The following is a 16,957-nucleotide window of genomic DNA, read 5'->3' as shown; positions in this document are numbered from 1 at the left end:
TAGTGCAGCGTCATCTTAAATATATTCCCGATATATATAAATAAATCAAATTAATCATTGAGTTAACTTTCTGGCACGGCAGTTGCTATCTGGATTTCATCTTGTATACCAACAGGGATCCAGAACATGACAGCAATGACAGGAAATACGTTGTCGGCATGGCAACAGCATATCCACCAGCATAGCGATGACATATTTTCACTCCTTGAGGCGTATGCCGGATCCCTGGCGTCGGAAGATAACGCCTGGATCGCCATTGCCAGCGCTGCGCAGATCCGCGAGCAGCTCGACGCCTTATTGCCGCAGTACCAGCAGAACCCGCAGGCGCTGCCGTTATTCGGTATTCCCTTCGCGGTGAAAGACAATATTGACGTCGCGGGCTGGCCGACCACCGCCGCCTGTCCGGCCTTCGCTTATGCTGCTGAGCGCGATGCCTTCGCGGTGGCAAAACTCAAAGCGGCAGGGGCGATCGTCATCGGCAAAACCAATCTCGACCAGTTCGCCACCGGGCTGGTGGGCACGCGCTCACCCTATGGCGCGGTGAGCAATACTTTTAACGCGGATTACGTCAGCGGCGGCTCCAGCTCCGGCTCGGCCTCCGTTGTTGCGCGCGGTCTGGTGCCGTTCGCGCTGGGCACCGACACCGCCGGATCCGGGCGCGTCCCGGCGGCCTTTAACAATATCGTCGGGCTGAAGCCCACCAAAGGCTGGCTCTCCGCGCAGGGCGTGGTGCCTGCCTGTCGGCTGAACGACACGCTGTCGGTCTTCGCCCTGACGGTGGAGGACGCCTTTTATATCACCACCCTTGCCGCAGGCCACGACGCCGGGGATGCCTACTCCCGCGTGCATCCGGCCAGCGCGCCTGCCGCCATTTCACAAAATCCGGTGTTTGCCATCCCGGCAACCCTCACCTTTTTTGACGATGCGCAGGCGGAAGCCGCGTGGGAACAGGCGTTGGCCGCGCTGCGCGCAAGTGGCGCGACCCTCAAGCCGATTGATTTTTCAGCCTTCACCCGCCTCGCAGAACAGCTGTATCAGGGGCCATGGGTGGCGGAGCGTACCGCCGCTGTTGGTGAAATGCTGGATCACCCGGCGCAAATGGATCCCACCGTGCACGGGATTATTTCCGGGGGCCTGAAATTCAGCGCCGTGGAAGCGTTTCAGGCGGAATACCTGCGCGCGGAACTGGCGCAGCAGATTAACGCCGCCCTGCGTGAGGTGGATGCGCTGGTGGTGCCGACCTCGCCGACCATTCACACCATCGATGAGATGAAGCAGGAGCCGGTGCGCTTTAACTCGCAGTTTGGCACCTACACCAACTTTACCAATCTGGCGGATCTTTCCGCGCTGGCGCTGCCTGCGCCGTTCCGCGCCGACGGATTACCTGCAGGGATCACGCTGATCGCCCCGGCCTGGCACGATCGCGCGCTGGCGGATTTCGGCGTGCGCTGGCAACAGCAACTGGCGCTGCCGCTGGGGGCGACGGGGCGGGATTTCACGCCGTCCTGCACGCCGCTACCGGTGTCGGCGCAGCATGTGCGCGTGGCGGTAGTCGGTGCGCATCTGCGCGGTATGCCGCTCAATTTCCAGCTGACTACCCGCCGGGCGGTCTTTGTGGAAACCACGCAAACCGCCGCCTGCTACCTCTTGTATGCGCTGGCGAATACCCAGCCGCAGAAACCGGGTCTTGCCCGCGCGGATGAGGGGGCGGCCATTGAGGTGGAACTGTGGGACATCCCGCTGGCCCGCTTCGGGGAATTCGTTGCGGAGATCCCGCCGCCGCTCGGCATCGGCACGCTGGAGCTGAGCGATGGCCGTCTGGTGAAAGGCTTTATCTGTGAACCGGCAGCGCTACCTGATGCCACGGACATTACCGCATTCGGAGGCTGGCGCAACTGGATCGCCCGCCAGGAGACCCGCCATGTTTAATACCGTCCTTATCGCTAACCGCGGCGAAATTGCCTGCCGCGCCATCCGCACCCTGAAGCGCCTCGGCATCACCAGCGTGGCGGTGTACTCCGACGCCGACAAAAACGCCGAACACGTTAAACAGGCGGATGTCGCACTGCCACTTGGCGGAGAAAAAGCCAGCGACAGCTATCTGCGCATCGACAAAATCATTGCCGCGGCGCAGGAGAGCGGGGCGCAGGCCATCTGGCCCGGCTACGGTTTTCTCTCCGAAAGCCTGGCGTTCGCCGCCGCCTGCGACAGCGCCGGGATCGTCTTTATCGGCCCGACCGCAGAACAGATCGGCGAGTTCGGCCTCAAGCACCGCGCCCGTGAGCTGGCCGCCGCCGCAGGCGTGCCGATGACGCCGGGCACCGGTCTGCTCAATTCCCTGCCGGAGGCGCTTAACGCCGCGGAGTTGATCGGCTATCCGGTGATGCTGAAAAGCACCGCGGGCGGCGGCGGCATCGGCCTGACGCGCTGCGCCGACGACGAGGCGCTGGCACAGGCCTGGGAAAGCGTGCGCCGTCTGGGAGAGCAGTTCTTCAGCGATGCGGGGGTATTCCTCGAACGCTGCATCGATCGCGCGCGCCATATCGAAGTACAGATTTTTGGCGACGGGCAGGGCAACGTGGTGGCCCTCGGCGAGCGCGACTGCTCCCTGCAACGCCGCAATCAGAAAGTGGTGGAGGAGACGCCCGCGCCGCATCTGCCGCCCGCCACCCGCGAGGCGCTGCTGAACGCCGCCGTGCAACTCGGGAAACAGGTGAACTACCGCAGCGCCGGGACGGTGGAGTTTATCTACGACAGCGCACAGGACGCCTTCTATTTTCTCGAAGTGAACACCCGCTTACAGGTGGAGCATCCGGTGACCGAGTGCGTCACCGGGCTTGACCTGGTGGAGTGCATGCTGCGGGTCGCCGCCGGGGAGTCCATCGACTGGGCGCGGCTGGCGCAGGCACCGCAGGGCGCGGCCATCGAAGTGCGTATTTACGCCGAAAACCCGCTGAAAAACTTCCAGCCAAGCCCCGGCGTGCTGACCGAAGTGGTGTTCCCGTCGGACGTGCGCATTGATACCGGCGTCATCACCGGCAGCGAGGTGTCAGCGTTTTACGATCCGATGATCGCCAAACTGATCGTCCATGCGCCAACCCGCGAGGCGGCGCTGGCAAAACTTCAGCAGGCGCTGAACGCCACGCGTCTGCACGGCATCGCCACCAACCTCGATTATCTGCGGCAGATCACCGCCAGCGACGCCTTCGTGGACGGCAACGTCTGGACGCGGATGCTCGACAGCGTAACGGTGGAGAGCGCGGTAATTGAAGTGCTGCAACCCGGCACCTGGAGCAGCGTGCAGGATTATCCGGGACGCCTCGGCTACTGGGACATCGGCGTGCCGCCGTCCGGCCCGATGGATGATTTTGCTTTCCGGCTGGCGAACCGCATTGTCGGCAACCACGACGCGGCGGCGGGGCTGGAGTTTACCCTGCAAGGCCCGGTGCTGCGTTTTCACGCCGCGGCGGTGATCGCCCTGACCGGCGCGGACTGCCAGGCTACCCTGGACGGCGAGACCGTTCCCCTGTGGCAGCCGGTAACGGTGCAGGCGGGGCAGACGCTGGCGCTGGGCCGCGCGCAAAGCGGTTGTCGCGGTTATCTGGCAGTACGTAACGGTATCGACGTGCCGGAATATCTCGGCAGCCGATCCACTTTCGCGCTCGGGCAGTTTGGCGGTCACGCCGGGCGCACCCTCAGCGTGGCAGATCTGCTGCCCATTTCCCGTCCGGCGCTGATCGCCTGCACCACGCCCGTGCCGGTGAGCGAGCCGCAGGGGCTGTCACCGGTGCTGATCCCGACGTATGGCGATGAGTGGCGCATCGGCGTGCTTTACGGCCCGCACGGCGCGCCGGATTTCTTCACCCAGGCGTCCATTGACGACTTCTTTGCCAGCGAATGGCAGGTGCACTACAACTCCAACCGCCTCGGCGTACGGCTGGTCGGGCCTAAACCCGGCTGGGCGCGGCCCAACGGCGGCGAGGCCGGACTGCATCCCTCTAACGTGCATGACTGTGAATACGCCATTGGCGCAATTAACTTTACCGGCGATTTTCCGGTGATCCTCACCCGTGACGGGCCAAGCCTCGGCGGTTTTGTCTGCCCGGTGACCATCGCCAAAGCCGAACTGTGGAAAGTGGGCCAGGTGAAGCCCGGCGACCGCATCCGCTTTTATCCGATGAGCATTGAGGAAGCGGTGGCGCGGGAGAACGCCATGGATCGCATTATCGACTCGCTGCAAACCAGCCCGCTGGCTACCTTTGAGGTGCCGTCCCTGGCGGAGCGCAACGGCGTCTCCGCGGCGGCGCTGGTGTCGCTTCCGGCGTCCGCCGGTGCGCCGGCCATTGTCTATCGCCAGGTGGGGGATAACTACATTCTCATCGAGTACGGCGATAACGTGCTCGATCTGGCGCTGCGTCTGCGCGTGCACCTGATCATGGCGCAACTGCGTGAGCTGTCGCATCCCGGCATTAAAGAGCTGTCGCCGGGCGTGCGCTCCTTACAGGTGCGTTACGACAGCAAGCTTATCAGCCAGCAGGCGCTGGTGGCGCTGTTGCTGGAAACCGAATCGCGCACCGGCGATGTCAGCCAGATGAAAGTGCCGTCGCGCATCGTGCACCTGCCGATGGCCTTTGAAGATCGCGCCACTCTTGACGCCGTCAGCCGCTATCAGGATACGGTGCGCGCCAGCGCCCCCTGGCTGCCGAACAACGTTGATTTTATTCAGCGCATTAATGGTCTTGAAAGTCGCGAGGCGGTGAAGGCGACGATTTTTGACGCCAGCTATCTGATCCTCGGCCTGGGCGATGTGTACCTCGGCGCGCCCTGCGCGGTGCCGGTCGATCCCCGTCACCGGCTGTTAAGTTCCAAATACAACCCGGCGCGTACTTTTACCGCCGAAGGCACGGTGGGTATTGGCGGCATGTATATGTGCATCTACGGGATGGATTCCCCCGGCGGTTATCAGCTGGTAGGGCGCACGCTGCCGATCTGGAACAAGTTCCTGAAAAACGACCAGTTCAGCGCGGGCGAACCCTGGCTGCTGCGCTTCTTCGACCAGGTGCGTTTCTACCCGGTCAGCGAAGAAGAGCTGGATCGGCTGCGGGAGGATTTCCGCGAAGGCCGCGCCACCGTGCGCATCGAAGAAACGGTGTTCGATTTCCCGGCACACCTGCAATTCCTGGACGATAACGCCGACGACATCAGCCGTTTCCGTCAGCATCAGGCCGCCGCTTTTGAGACGGAAGTGGAGCGCTGGCAGCTGGACGATGACAGCAGCCAGGAGATCGCGCCGGTGGCAGAAGAAGCGATCGACGAGGACGCGCAGCCGGTGATGGCCGACATGAGCGGCAATATCTGGAAAGTGCTGGTGCAGCCGGGCGACGAGGTGACAGCCGGACAGCCGCTGGTCATCGTCGAGGCGATGAAAATGGAGCTGGCGATTGTCGCGCCGCAGGCGGGGCGCGTGAAGCGTCTTGGCTGTAAGCCTGGCCGTCCGGTCAATCCCGGCGACAGCCTGCTGTGGCTGGAGTAGCACGATGCAAATGGCGGCGAGCGGTAAAAATGACAAAACGCGCAGCGCGGGGCTGGCGGAACGCATCTATCAGGCGCTGAAAAACGAAATTTTCGATTTCCGCCTGATGCCCGGCGAGCATTTCAGCGAAAGCGAGATCTCCGCCCGTATGTCCGCCAGCCGCACGCCGGTGCGTCAGGCGCTGTTCTGGCTGGAGCACGAAGGCTATGTGCAGGTGTATTCCCGCAGCGGCTGGCAGGTGCGGCCTTTTGATTTCACCTACTACGAAGCGCTGTATGACTTTCGCATCGTGCTGGAGCGGGAAGCGGTGCGCCGCCTGTGCGGCATGCCGCCGGGTCTCTGTTCAGAGCATCTTGCGCCGCTTACCGCCTTCTGGATCGCCGCGCCGCGTATGACGCCGGGCAAGGCGCTGTCGCTGATGGACGAACAGTTTCATACCACGCTGGTGCAGAGCACCGGCAACAGCGAAATGGTGCGGGTGCACGTCGAGCTGACGGAGAAGATGCGCATTATTCGCCACCTCGATTTCACCCGCGAGGATCGCGTTGAGGCGACCTACAACGAGCACGCCCGCATTTTGCAGGCCATCGAAGATCAGAACACCGGGGAGGCGCAACAGCTGCTGACCGGACACATTTCCCAAAGCAAAGCCGAGGTCAGAAAAATCACACTACACATGCTCCAGCAGGCCAGTTTGCAACCCGTTTCACCGTAGTCAACAACAACACTCACTCAATACCATTTAGGGGTTTAGTCATGAAAAGACGTTCGTTGCTGAAAGCATTTGCCCTGTCCGCCACCTTTTTGAGCATGGGCTTTTCTCTACAGGCATACGCAGCAGAGACCATTAAAGTGGGGATCATGCACTCCCTCTCCGGGACGATGGCGATCTCTGAAACGCCGCTGAAAGACATGGCGCTGATGACCATCGCCGAGATCAACGCCAAAGGCGGCGTGCTGGGTAAACAGCTGGAGCCGGTGGTGGTCGATCCGGCCTCCAACTGGCCGCTGTTCGCGGAAAAAGCCCGTCAGTTACTGAGCCAGGATAAAGCGGCGGTGGTGTTTGGCTGCTGGACCTCGGTATCGCGTAAATCCGTGCTGCCGGTATTTGAGGAACTGAACGGGCTGCTGTTCTACCCGGTGCAGTATGAGGGCGAAGAGATGTCGCCGAACGTCTTCTACACCGGTGCCGCGCCAAACCAGCAGGCGATCCCGGCGGTGGAGTACATGATGAGCGAAGACGGCGGCAGCGCGAAACGCTTCTTCCTGCTCGGCACCGATTACGTCTATCCGCGCACCACCAACAAGATCCTGCGCGCCTTCCTGCACAGCAAAGGCGTGAAGGATCAGGACATTGAAGAGGTCTATACGCCGTTCGGTTACAGCGATTACCAGACCATTGTCTCCAACATCAAAAAATTCTCGGCCGGTGGCAAAACGGCGGTGATCTCCACCATCAACGGCGACTCCAACGTGCCGTTCTATAAAGAGCTGGCGAACCAGGGCATCAAGGCGACGGACGTGCCGGTGGTGGCCTTCTCGGTGGGTGAAGAAGAGCTGCGCGGGATCGATGCCAAACCGCTGGTCGGGCATCTGGCGGCGTGGAACTACTTTGAGTCGGTCAGCAATCCGGTGAACAGCAAATTTGTCGCCGATTACCGGGCGTATGCCAAAGCGCACAAGCTGCCGAACGCCGATACCGTGGTGACCAACGATCCGATGGAAGCCACGTATGTCGGCATTCATATGTGGGCGCAGGCAGTGGAAAAAGCAGGCACCACCGACGTGGATAAAGTGCGCGCGGCCATGGCCAACCAGTCATTCGCCGCGCCGAGCGGCTTCACCCTGACCATGGACGCCACCAACCATCACCTGCACAAACCGGTGATGATTGGCGAAATCGAAGATAACGGTCAGTTCAACGTGGTGTGGCAGACGGAGCAGGCGGTTCGCGCCCAGCCGTGGAGCCCGTTCATTGCCGGTAACGACAAAAAGCCGGATCACCCGGTGAAAACCGGCGGTAAGTAATTCCCGCAGGGCAGAGGCGTGGGGCGGCAGACGCGGCCCCACGCTGTGGCTGAACTCACCCGGAAAGACAGTGACATGATGAAAATACTCCCGGCTTTGGGCGTTCTTCTTTTAAGCGGTCTGCTGATGGCAAGCCACGCATACGCCGGGCCTGCCGCTGAGTACGGTCAGGCCAGCCGCGCGCAGCAGATCCAGTTGCTCCAGCAGTGGGCCGCCGCGCCTGAAGCTTCACGCCTGCCGTTTCTGCAAAAGCTTAATGAGGCGGAAGTGGTGACGGATACGCGCGGTCAGCTGTTTACGCCAGCGGGTGACAAATTTATCCCGCTGGAAGGCGAGGCCGCCCCGGTGGGCAGCGTCAAAAAAATCTTCCTTAATAACCGCCTGCGCGGGCTGATCAAAAGCGCGCTGGCCTCGCATCAACTGGTCAGCCCCGATGACGCCGTGCGGCTTCAGGCGGCGCTGACGTTACAGGCTAATGCTCAGGCCGATCAGCTGCCGCTGCTCAGCGCGCGCCTGGCCGCGGAACAGGATGATCGGGTACATACCGCGCTGGCGATTGCGGTGGCGAATTTACAGCTGGCGGACAGCCGGGCGGAAAAACGCCTGGAAGCGGTGAAACTGCTGGGTGAAGCCAGCGATCCGCAGGTGCAGGCCAGCCTGATGCGCCTGACGGATCCGCAGGCGGAGCCGGATCCGGCGGTGCGTGCCGCCGCGGCGGAAAGTCTGGCGCAGGTGCAGCAGCGCCTGAAGTGGGGCGAGTGGCTGGGGCAGGCGTTCAGCGGCATTTCGCTGGGATCGATCCTGCTGCTGGCAGCTTTGGGGCTGGCGATCACCTATGGCCTGCTGGGGGTGATCAATATGGCCCACGGCGAGATGCTGATGATCGGCGCGTACTCCACCTGGCTGGTGCAGGATCTGTTTTCGCGCGTGGCCCCGGAGTGGCTGGCGTTCTACCCGCTGGCGGCGCTGCCGGTGGCCTTCCTGATCACCGCCGCGGTGGGCATGATCCTTGAGCGTACCATTATCCGCCATCTTTATGGCCGACCGCTGGAAACCCTGCTCGCCACCTGGGGGATCAGCCTGATGCTGATCCAGTGCGTGCGCATGCTGTTTGGTACGCAAAATCTCGAAGTGGCCAACCCGGCCTGGCTCTCCGGCGGCTGGGCGGTACTGCCGAATCTGGTGCTGCCGTACAACCGGCTGGCGGTGATCCTCTTTGTGGCGGGCGTGCTGACCCTTACCTGGCTGCTGCTTAACAAAACCCGTCTCGGCATGAACGTGCGGGCGGTGACGCAAAACCGCCGTATGGCGGACTGCTGCGGCGTGCCGACCGGACGGGTGGACATGCTGGCGTTCGGTCTCGGCTCCGGCATCGCCGGACTGGGGGGCGTGGCCTTATCGCAGCTGGGCAACGTTGGCCCGGAACTGGGGCAGGGCTACATCATCGACTCCTTCCTCGTGGTGGTCACCGGCGGCGTCGGCCAGCTGGCGGGCACGGTGGTGGCGGCGCTGGGGCTGGGCGTGCTCAACAAAGTGCTGGAGCCGCAGACCGGCGCGGTGCTGGCGAAAATCGCCATTCTGGTCCTGATCGTGCTGTTTATCCAGAAACGGCCGCAGGGGTTATTTGCATTCAAAGGGCGGGTAATTGACTGATGAGCCAACCGATAACGCTGACCCTGGCCCGACGCGCGCCACGTCTGACCGGCTTTTTTACCGGGCTGTTGTTACTGGCGCTGCTGGCGCTGCCGTTTCTGGCTTTGCTGCCCGCCGCACACCCGCTGGCGATCTCCACTTATACGCTGACGCTGATCGGCAAGATCCTCTGCTATGCGGTGGTCGCGGTAGCGCTGGATCTGGTGTGGGGCTACGCCGGGATGCTGTCGCTCGGGCACGGGCTGTTTTTCGCCCTCGGCGGCTACGCCATGGGCATGTACCTGATGCGCCAGGCCGCCGGCGACGGGCTGCCTGCTTTTATGTCGTTTCTGTCGTGGACGGAGCTGCCCTGGTTCTGGGCGGGGACACAATATTTTGCCTGGGCGCTGTGCCTGGTGATCCTCGTGCCGGGGCTGCTGGCGCTGGTGTTTGGCTGGTTCGCCTTCCGCTCGCGCATTAAAGATGTCTACTTTTCAATTATGACCCAGGCGCTGACCTATGCCGGAATGCTGCTGTTTTTCCGCAACGAAACCGGCTTTGGCGGCAATAATGGTTTTACCGGCTTCACGACCATGCTGGGCTTTCCGGTCTCCGCCACCGGCACGCGCATCGGGCTGTTTATCGCCACCGTGCTGTTACTGGCGGGCACGCTGCTGGTGGGCGTGCTGTTAACCCGCAGCAAGTTTGGCCGCGTGCTGACGGCGGTGCGCGATGCGGAGAATCGCCTGATGTTCTGCGGCTACGATCCGCGCGGCTTTAAGCTGTTCGTCTGGACGCTGTCGGCGGTGCTGTGCGGGCTGGCGGGGGCGCTGTATGTACCGCAGGTGGGCATTATTAATCCCGGCGAAATGTCGCCGACCAACTCCATCGAAGCGGCGATCTGGGTGGCGCTGGGCGGGCGCGGATCGCTGATCGGCCCGATCCTCGGCGCGGGGATCGTCAACGGCGCGCGCAGCTGGTTTACCGTGGCCTTCCCGGACTTCTGGCTCTTTTTCCTCGGCCTGATGTTTATTCTGGTCACGCTGTTTTTGCCGCGTGGCGTCATCGGCCTTATTCAACGGAGGAAGCATGACTGATGCGCTCTTTACCCAGCCGCTGCCGCAGGATCGCTTTCGGGAAACCACCGATCCGGTGTTGCAGCTGGAAAAAATTAACGTCACCTTTGACGGCTTTCGGGCACTGACGGATCTGTCGCTGTCCATTGGCGTCGGCGAGCTGCGCTGTGTGATCGGCCCCAACGGGGCAGGGAAAACCACGCTGATGGATGTGATCACCGGCAAGACGCGACCGCAGAGCGGACAGGTGTTTTACGATCAGACCATCAGCCTGCTGGAACTGTCGCCGGTGGAGATCGCCCGGGCAGGCATTGGCCGTAAGTTCCAGAAACCGACGGTATTTGAAGCGCTGAGCGTGCTGGAAAATCTGGAGATCGCGCAGAAAACCGATAAATCAGTGTGGCATAGCCTGCGGGCGAAGCTGAACGGCGAGCAGCGCGATCGTATTGATGAAGTGCTGGAACTGCTGCGTCTGACCGGGCAGAAACAGCGCCCGGCGGGACTGCTCTCACACGGGCAAAAACAGTTTCTGGAGATCGGCATGCTGCTGGTGCAGGAACCGCATTTACTGCTGCTCGATGAACCCGCCGCCGGCCTTACGGATGCGGAAACCGAATATATCGCGGGGGTGTTCCGCAAGCTTGCGGGCAAGCATTCGCTGATGGTGGTGGAGCACGATATGGGCTTTGTGGAAACCATAGCCGATCACGTGACCGTGCTGCATCAGGGGCAGGTGCTGGCAGAAGGCTCGCTCGCGCAGGTGCAGGCGAATGAGCAGGTTATCGACGTTTATCTGGGGCGCTGATCATGTTGCAGGTTAAAGAGTTACAGCAGTATTACGGCGGCAGTCATATTCTGCGCGGCTTATCCTTTGACACCCCGCCCGGCGAGATCACCTGTTTGCTGGGGCGCAACGGCGTGGGTAAAACCACGCTGCTGAAATGCCTGATGGGGCTGATCCCGGCGAAATCCGGCACTATCCACTGGCAGGGCAAGCTGATTAACAATGCGAAGCCGCACCAGCGCGTTCAGCAGGGTATCGCCTATGTGCCGCAGGGACGGGAAATTTTTCCGCGTCTGACGGTGGAGGAAAACCTGCTGATGGGGCTGTCGCGCTTTTCCGGCCGCGACGCGAAAAGCGTGCCGGAGGAGATTTATGCGCTGTTCCCGGTGCTGCGGGAGATGAAGCAGCGGCGGGGCGGTGATCTTTCCGGCGGTCAGCAACAGCAGCTGGCGATCGGCCGGGCGCTGGCGTGCCGTCCACAGCTGTTGATCCTGGATGAGCCGACCGAGGGGATCCAGCCGTCGGTAATCAAGGAGATCGGCGCGGTGATCCGTGGCCTGGCGAACCGGGGCGATATGGCGATATTACTGGTGGAGCAGTTTTACGATTTCGCCGCTGAGCTGGCGGATAATTATCTGGTGATGTCGCGCGGGGCGATTATTCAGGCAGGGAAGGGGCATGAGATGGAAGCGCAGGGGGTACGGCATCTGGTGGCGATTTAGTGTTGTGGGGTGGTGCCCGGCGGCGCGTTGCTTGCCGGGCCTACGGTCAATACCTGTAGGCCGGGTAAGCGCCAGCGCCACCCGGCACAACAGTTACATCACAATGTCGCATTCCCGGCATGCATCCCCGGCACCAGGATCACCTTGCGGCACTCCTCCTGGCGTTTCTCGAAGATCTCATAGCCACGCGCCGCATCTTCCAGCGGCATATGGTGGGTGACGATCTCTTCCGGCGTCAGATGGCCTTTTTCAATCAGCGCCAGCAGATCCGGCAGGTACGCATGGACATGGGTCTGGCCCATTTTAAAGGTCAGCCCTTTGTCGAACGCATCGCCGAACATAAAGGCGTGAATAAAGCCCGCATAGACGCCTGGCACGCTGAGCACGCCACCGCGACGTACCGCCGCGATACCCTGACGCAGCACTTTACCGCTGCTGCCTTCCAGCTTCAGGTTGCTCAGTACCGTTTCGGTCAGGCTGCCTTTGGCTTCAAAGCCTACGGCGTCGATCACTGCATCCACGCCACGATGACCTGCGGTGTGCTCAATGATGTACGCCGCCGGATCGTCATTGTCGTCGAAGTTGATCGGCACAATGCCATAGCGCTGTTTGGCAAACTCCAGCCGGTAGTCGTTATGGTCGATCATAAAGATCAGCTCCGCGCCCATCAGACGGGCACAGGCGGCACTCAGTAAACCGACCGGACCCGCGCCGAAGATCGCCACGCTGGAGCCTTGCTTAATATCCGCGTTTTTCACCGCCTGCCAGGCGGTGGGCAGAATATCTGACAGGAACAGCACTTTCTCATCCGGCAGGGTATCCGGTACTTTGAACGGGCCGACGTTGGCTTTCGGTACGCGCACGTACTCAGCCTGACCGCCGGGAACGCCGCCGTAAAGTTTGCTGTAACCAAAGAGCGCGGCGGGCGGCGTAATGGATTTACGGTTTAAGGTGGCGCCGCCGCCGCTGTTGGTGTTTTCACACGCGGAATACTGGTGCATATGACAGAAAAAGCAGTCACCGCAGGCGATCACAAAGGGGATCACTACGCGATCGCCTTTCGCGACGGCGTGTACATCTTTCCCCGTCTCGACCACTTCCCCCATAAATTCATGACCGAAAATATCGCCATGATCGGTGCCGGGGATCTTCCCGCGATAGAGGTGAAGATCCGAACCGCAGATCGCGGTGGCGGTAACGCGCAGGATAATGTCGTCCGCCGCTTCGATACTCGGATCGGGCATGGTATCGACACTGACTTTATGCGGGCCGTGATAGGTGAGTGCTTTCATTATTGTTTGCTCCGGTATCGTAATCGCGTGTTAAACAGAAACTACGTCAGATCTTGCCGTTACAGCGTGCCGGTACCGCCATCGGAGCACCAGACCTGACCTGAGCTGTAGCTGTTTTCATTGGAGGCCAGCGTCACATAAATAGTGGCGATTTCGGCAGGCTGCCCGGGGCGACCCAGCGGCGCTGAGGCACCGAACTGCTCCAGTTTTTCCTGAGGTTGACCACCGCAGGCCTGCAACACCGTCCAGTATGGCCCTGGCGCGACCGCGTTCACGCGGATGCCTTCTTCCGCCAGTTGTTGCGCCAGGGATTTGGTAAAGGCGGCAATGGACGCTTTAGTCTGGGCATAGTCCAGCAGCGTCGGGCTTGGCTGGTAGGCCTGTACGGACGAGGTGTTGATGATAGACGCGCCGCGTGGCAGATAATCCAGCGCCGCTTTGGTGATCCAGAACATCGCGTAGACGTTAGTTTTAAAGGTGGCGTCAAAGTCTTCGGTAGACAGTTCGCGGATATGGTTGCGGAACTGCTGACGACCGGCGTTATTCACCAGGAGATCCAGCCCGCCTAACTCTTCCGCCGCCTGTTTGACCAGCTGCTGGCAGAAGGATTCGTCGCGAATATCGCCCGGGATCGCCACGGCTTTACGGCCTGCGGCGCGAATAAGTTCAATTACCTCGCGGGCATCTTCTTCTTCCGCCGGCAGGTAGTTGATGGCGACGTCTGCGCCTTCACGGGCATAGGCAATGGCCACCGCGCGGCCAATACCGGAATCGCCGCCGGTGATCAGCGCTTTTCTGCCTTCCAGACGACCACTGCCCTTATAGGAGGTTTCGCCGTGATCGGGACGCGGATTCATTTTACAGGCCAGGCCAGGGAAGGGTTGATGCTGACGTTCAAACGGGGGAACCGGATAGTTGTCTGCCGGATTGGAGATACCTGCGGTGGTGACGCCGTTTTTATTGCTCATGTTTCGCTCCTTCTGTGTGGCTTTGGGTCTATTAAGCATAGATCATCAGCGTGAAATGCCAGTTTTCTCGGAATTTTGCACATAAAAAGTTGCTTAAAAGGCATTTGCCGCTTCGTTTAGCCAGCCTGGAAAAATCTGCAATTCGCAATGCTGGCTTGCGCCATGCCGCAAGGTGCAAAATACTTGAAGCATTGAAAATCGTTTGGTTTTTGGTTGCAGATGTGGCAAAGCCCACCGACAACCGCTGAAACGAGTGAGGATGTGGTGACAGACACTTACAAAAATGCTTCTGGCAACAGCACGTCTTTACCTGCGCTTGCGCCCCCGTCCGGGGAAGAGACGCTGGGAAGGGTGGTGATGGAATTGCTGCGAGGCGGACAGGAAATCAACCGGCATAGCCTGTGCGTCAAACTGGCCGCGCAGATTGACCTTTCAACCGATCCGGCGCTGGAAGCGCAGCTGAGTGAACTTCTTGGTCTGGTGCTAAATAAAAGTTAAAATTCATTGTGAATATCTATGTCCAGGCCCTTTCTTTCCGCCGCTGACGCAGCCATACTCACCGGGTTACACCGTGCCTAACGGTAACAATAATGAGAGGCTCAATGAGCAAAAATGATAAGGAAAGACTGGTAGATACCATCATGGGGGAAGCGGTGTTGCATCTTCTCGAAAATGATGACAACGTTTCCTTTGATGCGCTTATCGGCCAGTTACAGGAAAATCTGCAAAATGAAACCGACCGGGAAAGGCGCGATGCTTTCCGGACCGCCATTAACGGTGTTCATCAGTTCCGGTCGCTGCAAACTCAATCGGTGAGCACGCCGGGATCGCTAAAGCAGAGTTTGCGCAGTTCGCTGGCGCAGAAAAGTACTTCTACCACTAAACACTAATACCACTAAACACTAATCTGTCCCTCTGCTTAACCTTCGGGTTAGCAGAGTTCGCCCTTCTAATCAGACTTGCTCTGGCATGCTTCATCGATGCTCCTGTGACTTTGATAATGGCTCCGGCCATAGAAGAAGACATCCCACCCCGCATTGAGAGTGCAATTGAAAGAAGATGAACAGATTTTTCTTGAAAATATTCAAGAGGCTATCGGCGAGGCTGCGACTCATCTTATGAGTAACGGTCATGCTATAGACGCCGAAAATATCATCCTCGTACTGCGCGCACGCCGTATGATGACGACCGATCCACACCACCAGCACGTTTTTGAAGGAGCCTGTAAGTTACTTAAGGTTCGGGTAAAACAATCCGCGTAATCTCAGAATTCACACCGGTCAGCCGTGCGTGTTTCACGGTAGACCGGGTGGATTTTTATCAAAACTTACAGGTCATCTGGCGTTTGCTGAACAATCTTTTCCAGCGCGCTGCGATAGACATCCAGTTTTACAACATCCTCTTCCGTCTCAAGTAAGCGGATCACCGCCAGAATAAGGTTCTTATTGGTGACCTCTATCTGGTTACGCTTCAGACTTGCCGAAAGCTCCTGGATGAACAGTCTTTCGGCTTCAAACGTCTGCGCGCTCTGGCCGAAGTATTCATTCAACTGTTCTTCTGATGTCGCGGTGTGCATAAAAGATCCTCAAAATTCATAACGTTTTCCTCTCAATATGGCGAGAGGGTATGAGTAACCGAATAAAATTAGTCATCATTAAGATTATCCGCAATATGGCACGTGCAATTTCTTCAAAAATTTTTTACGCAAACGTTAACTATTTTAAGAATGTGCTTATCAAATGTTAAGCTCAGTTCTGCACCAGCTTAATCTTCTGCCAGTGCCTGTTTCAGATCTTCCAGCAGATCTTTCTCATCTTCGATCCCAACCGATAACCGGATTAACTGCGGCGTAATGCCATTAGCGAGACGTTGCGCCAGCGGGATAGAGGCGTGGGTCATAAAGAACGGCTGGCTCACCAGGCTTTCCACGCCGCCGAGGCTTTCTGCCAGCGTAAAGAGCGTGAGACGGCTGATGATTTGCGCGGCACGCTGTTCATCGCCTTTCACCACGATGGAGATCATACCGCCCGGCAGCGCCATCTGGCGGCGGGCCAGCTGATACTGCGGATGTGATTCCAGCCACGGGAAAAAGACCTGTTCAACCTGCGGCTGCTGTTCCAGCCATTGCGCCAGCCGCAGGGCGTTGCTGCTGTGCCGCTCAATACGCAGCGCCAGAGTGCGGATGCCGCGCAGGGTGAGAAAACTGCTGAAGGGATCGAGCACGCCGCCGACGGCGTTTTGCAGATAGCCAAGTTGTTCAGCCAGTTCAGGGCGATCGCCCACCACCGCCAGCCCGGCCACCACGTCCGAATGACCGTTAAGGTATTTGGTGGCGGAGTGCACCACGATGTCAAAACCCAGCGCCAGCGGACGATGGATCAGCGGCGAGGCAAAGGTGTTATCCGCCACGCTGATCAGGTTGTGGCGTCTGGCGATGGCGGCGATGGCTTCCAGATCCGCCAGCTTCAGCAGCGGGTTGGTCGGCGTCTCGACCCAGATCATCCGTGTGTCCGGGCGGATCGCCGCCTCCAGACCCGCCAGATCATCCGGCTTCACCCAGCTCACCTGTAAGCCCGTGCTGCGGCGGCGCACGTTTTCGATTAAACGGTAGGTGCCGCCGTAAACATCGTCGATGGCGACAATGTGGCTGTCTTTGTCCAGCAGCTCCAGCACCGTGGAAATGGCCGCCAGCCCAGAGGCGAAGGCGTAGCCGCGCGCACCGCCTTCCAGTTCGGCGATGGCACTCTCCAGCGCGTGACGCGTCGGGTTGCCGCTACGGGAGTATTCGTAGCCGGTGTGCTGACCCGGTGCAGGCTGCGCAAAGGTGGAGGTGGCGTAAATCGGCGGCATCACCGCGCCATGCTGATCGTTAAACGCGCCGCTGTGCACGCTGAGGGTATTTAATGTTTTCATTTTTCTTCC

At 59.9% G+C, this 16,957-nt stretch carries 15 protein-coding genes; 11 read left to right on the top strand and 4 right to left on the bottom strand.

The features are described 5' to 3' along the window. Nucleotides 1–126: 126 nt before the first annotated feature. From atzF to urtE, 8 genes are all read left to right on the top strand, one after another. Complete coding sequence (gene atzF, locus BMF08_RS01335; protein WP_072569869.1) at nt 127–1,929, top strand: allophanate hydrolase; 1,803 nt, start codon at nt 127–129, stop codon at nt 1,927–1,929. Continuing rightward, nucleotides 1,922–5,533, top strand: a complete 3,612-nt coding sequence (gene uca, locus BMF08_RS01330) for an urea carboxylase (protein ID WP_072569870.1) — start codon at nt 1,922–1,924, stop codon at nt 5,531–5,533. The genes atzF and uca overlap by 8 nt, the downstream gene beginning before the upstream one ends. Before the next feature lie 4 nt (nt 5,534–5,537). Next, a complete protein-coding gene (locus BMF08_RS01325; protein WP_412175866.1) occupies nt 5,538–6,248 on the top strand; it encodes a GntR family transcriptional regulator in 711 nt (236 codons plus the stop codon). 41 nt (nt 6,249–6,289) lie between these two features. Beyond that, nucleotides 6,290–7,561, top strand: a complete 1,272-nt coding sequence (gene urtA, locus BMF08_RS01320) for an urea ABC transporter substrate-binding protein (protein WP_072569871.1) — start codon at nt 6,290–6,292, stop codon at nt 7,559–7,561. Between the two features lie 78 nt (nt 7,562–7,639). Then, nucleotides 7,640–9,214 carry an urea ABC transporter permease subunit UrtB gene (gene urtB / locus BMF08_RS01315; RefSeq protein WP_072570139.1) on the top strand — a complete coding sequence of 525 codons (1,575 nt, stop codon included), beginning with the start codon at nt 7,640–7,642 and terminating at the stop codon, nt 9,212–9,214. Then, entirely contained in the window at nt 9,214–10,290 is a 1,077-nt protein-coding gene (urtC, locus tag BMF08_RS01310; protein ID WP_072569872.1) for an urea ABC transporter permease subunit UrtC, read from the top strand. Before urtB ends, urtC begins: the two co-directional genes overlap by 1 nt. Continuing rightward, the gene (urtD, locus tag BMF08_RS01305) at nt 10,283–11,074 is read left to right on the top strand and encodes an urea ABC transporter ATP-binding protein UrtD (RefSeq protein ID WP_072569873.1); all 792 of its coding nucleotides are present in this window, start codon (nt 10,283–10,285) and stop codon (nt 11,072–11,074) included. Before urtC ends, urtD begins: the two co-directional genes overlap by 8 nt. A 2-nt stretch (nt 11,075–11,076) precedes the next feature. Next, a complete protein-coding gene (urtE, locus tag BMF08_RS01300; protein WP_072569874.1) occupies nt 11,077–11,775 on the top strand; it encodes an urea ABC transporter ATP-binding subunit UrtE in 699 nt (232 codons plus the stop codon). 98 nt (nt 11,776–11,873) lie between these two features. Here the strand turns inward: urtE and BMF08_RS01295 are convergent, their stop codons facing one another. Together BMF08_RS01295 and BMF08_RS01290 are read right to left on the bottom strand one after the other, a co-directional pair. Next, entirely contained in the window at nt 11,874–13,067 is a 1,194-nt protein-coding gene (locus BMF08_RS01295; RefSeq protein ID WP_072569875.1) for a zinc-dependent alcohol dehydrogenase, read from the bottom strand. 59 nt (nt 13,068–13,126) lie between these two features. Next, nucleotides 13,127–14,035, bottom strand: coding sequence for an SDR family oxidoreductase (locus BMF08_RS01290; RefSeq protein WP_072569876.1), 909 nt, complete (start codon nt 14,033–14,035; stop codon nt 13,127–13,129). 261 nt (nt 14,036–14,296) lie between these two features. Between BMF08_RS01290 and BMF08_RS21115 the strand changes: the two genes are divergently transcribed. From BMF08_RS21115 to BMF08_RS01280, 3 genes are all read left to right on the top strand, one after another. After that, the gene (locus tag BMF08_RS21115) at nt 14,297–14,533 is read left to right on the top strand and encodes a hypothetical protein (RefSeq protein ID WP_158684866.1); all 237 of its coding nucleotides are present in this window, start codon (nt 14,297–14,299) and stop codon (nt 14,531–14,533) included. 104 nt (nt 14,534–14,637) lie between these two features. Beyond that, nucleotides 14,638–14,925 (top strand): hypothetical protein, encoded by a 288-nt coding sequence (locus BMF08_RS01285; RefSeq protein ID WP_072569877.1) that lies wholly within the window; start codon nt 14,638–14,640, stop codon nt 14,923–14,925. Between the two features lie 159 nt (nt 14,926–15,084). Further along, the gene (locus BMF08_RS01280) at nt 15,085–15,297 is read left to right on the top strand and encodes a hypothetical protein (protein ID WP_158684865.1); all 213 of its coding nucleotides are present in this window, start codon (nt 15,085–15,087) and stop codon (nt 15,295–15,297) included. Between the two features lie 65 nt (nt 15,298–15,362). On the opposite strand, the gene BMF08_RS01275 is transcribed toward BMF08_RS01280, so the two are convergent. Both BMF08_RS01275 and BMF08_RS01270 read right to left on the bottom strand, forming a co-directional pair. Beyond that, complete coding sequence (locus tag BMF08_RS01275; protein ID WP_072569879.1) at nt 15,363–15,611, bottom strand: biofilm development regulator YmgB/AriR family protein; 249 nt, start codon at nt 15,609–15,611, stop codon at nt 15,363–15,365. A 188-nt stretch (nt 15,612–15,799) separates the two neighbouring features. Next, nucleotides 15,800–16,948, bottom strand: coding sequence for a trans-sulfuration enzyme family protein (locus BMF08_RS01270; RefSeq protein ID WP_072569880.1), 1,149 nt, complete (start codon nt 16,946–16,948; stop codon nt 15,800–15,802). Between the last annotated feature and the right edge of the window lie 9 nt (nt 16,949–16,957).

Source organism: Enterobacter sp. SA187, from assembly GCF_001888805.2.
Lineage (GTDB): Bacteria > Pseudomonadota > Gammaproteobacteria > Enterobacterales > Enterobacteriaceae > Enterobacter_D.
Note: the sequence above shows the minus strand (reverse complement) of the source record. Positions and strands in the feature narration are given on the sequence as shown.

Bases quoted from the DNA above. Each gene is read 5' to 3' on its own strand.
- atzF (WP_072569869.1), top strand. From the start codon at position 127: ATGACAGCAATGACAGGAAATACGTTGTCGGCATGGCAACAGCATATC.
- uca (WP_072569870.1), top strand. From the start codon at position 1,922: ATGTTTAATACCGTCCTTATCGCTAACCGCGGCGAAATTGCCTGCCGC.
- BMF08_RS01325 (WP_412175866.1), top strand. From the start codon at position 5,538: ATGCAAATGGCGGCGAGCGGTAAAAATGACAAAACGCGCAGCGCGGGG.
- urtA (WP_072569871.1), top strand. From the start codon at position 6,290: ATGAAAAGACGTTCGTTGCTGAAAGCATTTGCCCTGTCCGCCACCTTT.
- urtB (WP_072570139.1), top strand. From the start codon at position 7,640: ATGAAAATACTCCCGGCTTTGGGCGTTCTTCTTTTAAGCGGTCTGCTG.
- urtC (WP_072569872.1), top strand. From the start codon at position 9,214: ATGAGCCAACCGATAACGCTGACCCTGGCCCGACGCGCGCCACGTCTG.
- urtD (WP_072569873.1), top strand. From the start codon at position 10,283: ATGACTGATGCGCTCTTTACCCAGCCGCTGCCGCAGGATCGCTTTCGG.
- urtE (WP_072569874.1), top strand. From the start codon at position 11,077: ATGTTGCAGGTTAAAGAGTTACAGCAGTATTACGGCGGCAGTCATATT.
- BMF08_RS01295 (WP_072569875.1), bottom strand. From the start codon at position 13,067: ATGAAAGCACTCACCTATCACGGCCCGCATAAAGTCAGTGTCGATACC.
- BMF08_RS01290 (WP_072569876.1), bottom strand. From the start codon at position 14,035: ATGAGCAATAAAAACGGCGTCACCACCGCAGGTATCTCCAATCCGGCA.
- BMF08_RS01285 (WP_072569877.1), top strand. From the start codon at position 14,638: ATGAGCAAAAATGATAAGGAAAGACTGGTAGATACCATCATGGGGGAA.
- BMF08_RS01275 (WP_072569879.1), bottom strand. From the start codon at position 15,611: ATGCACACCGCGACATCAGAAGAACAGTTGAATGAATACTTCGGCCAG.
- BMF08_RS01270 (WP_072569880.1), bottom strand. From the start codon at position 16,948: ATGAAAACATTAAATACCCTCAGCGTGCACAGCGGCGCGTTTAACGAT.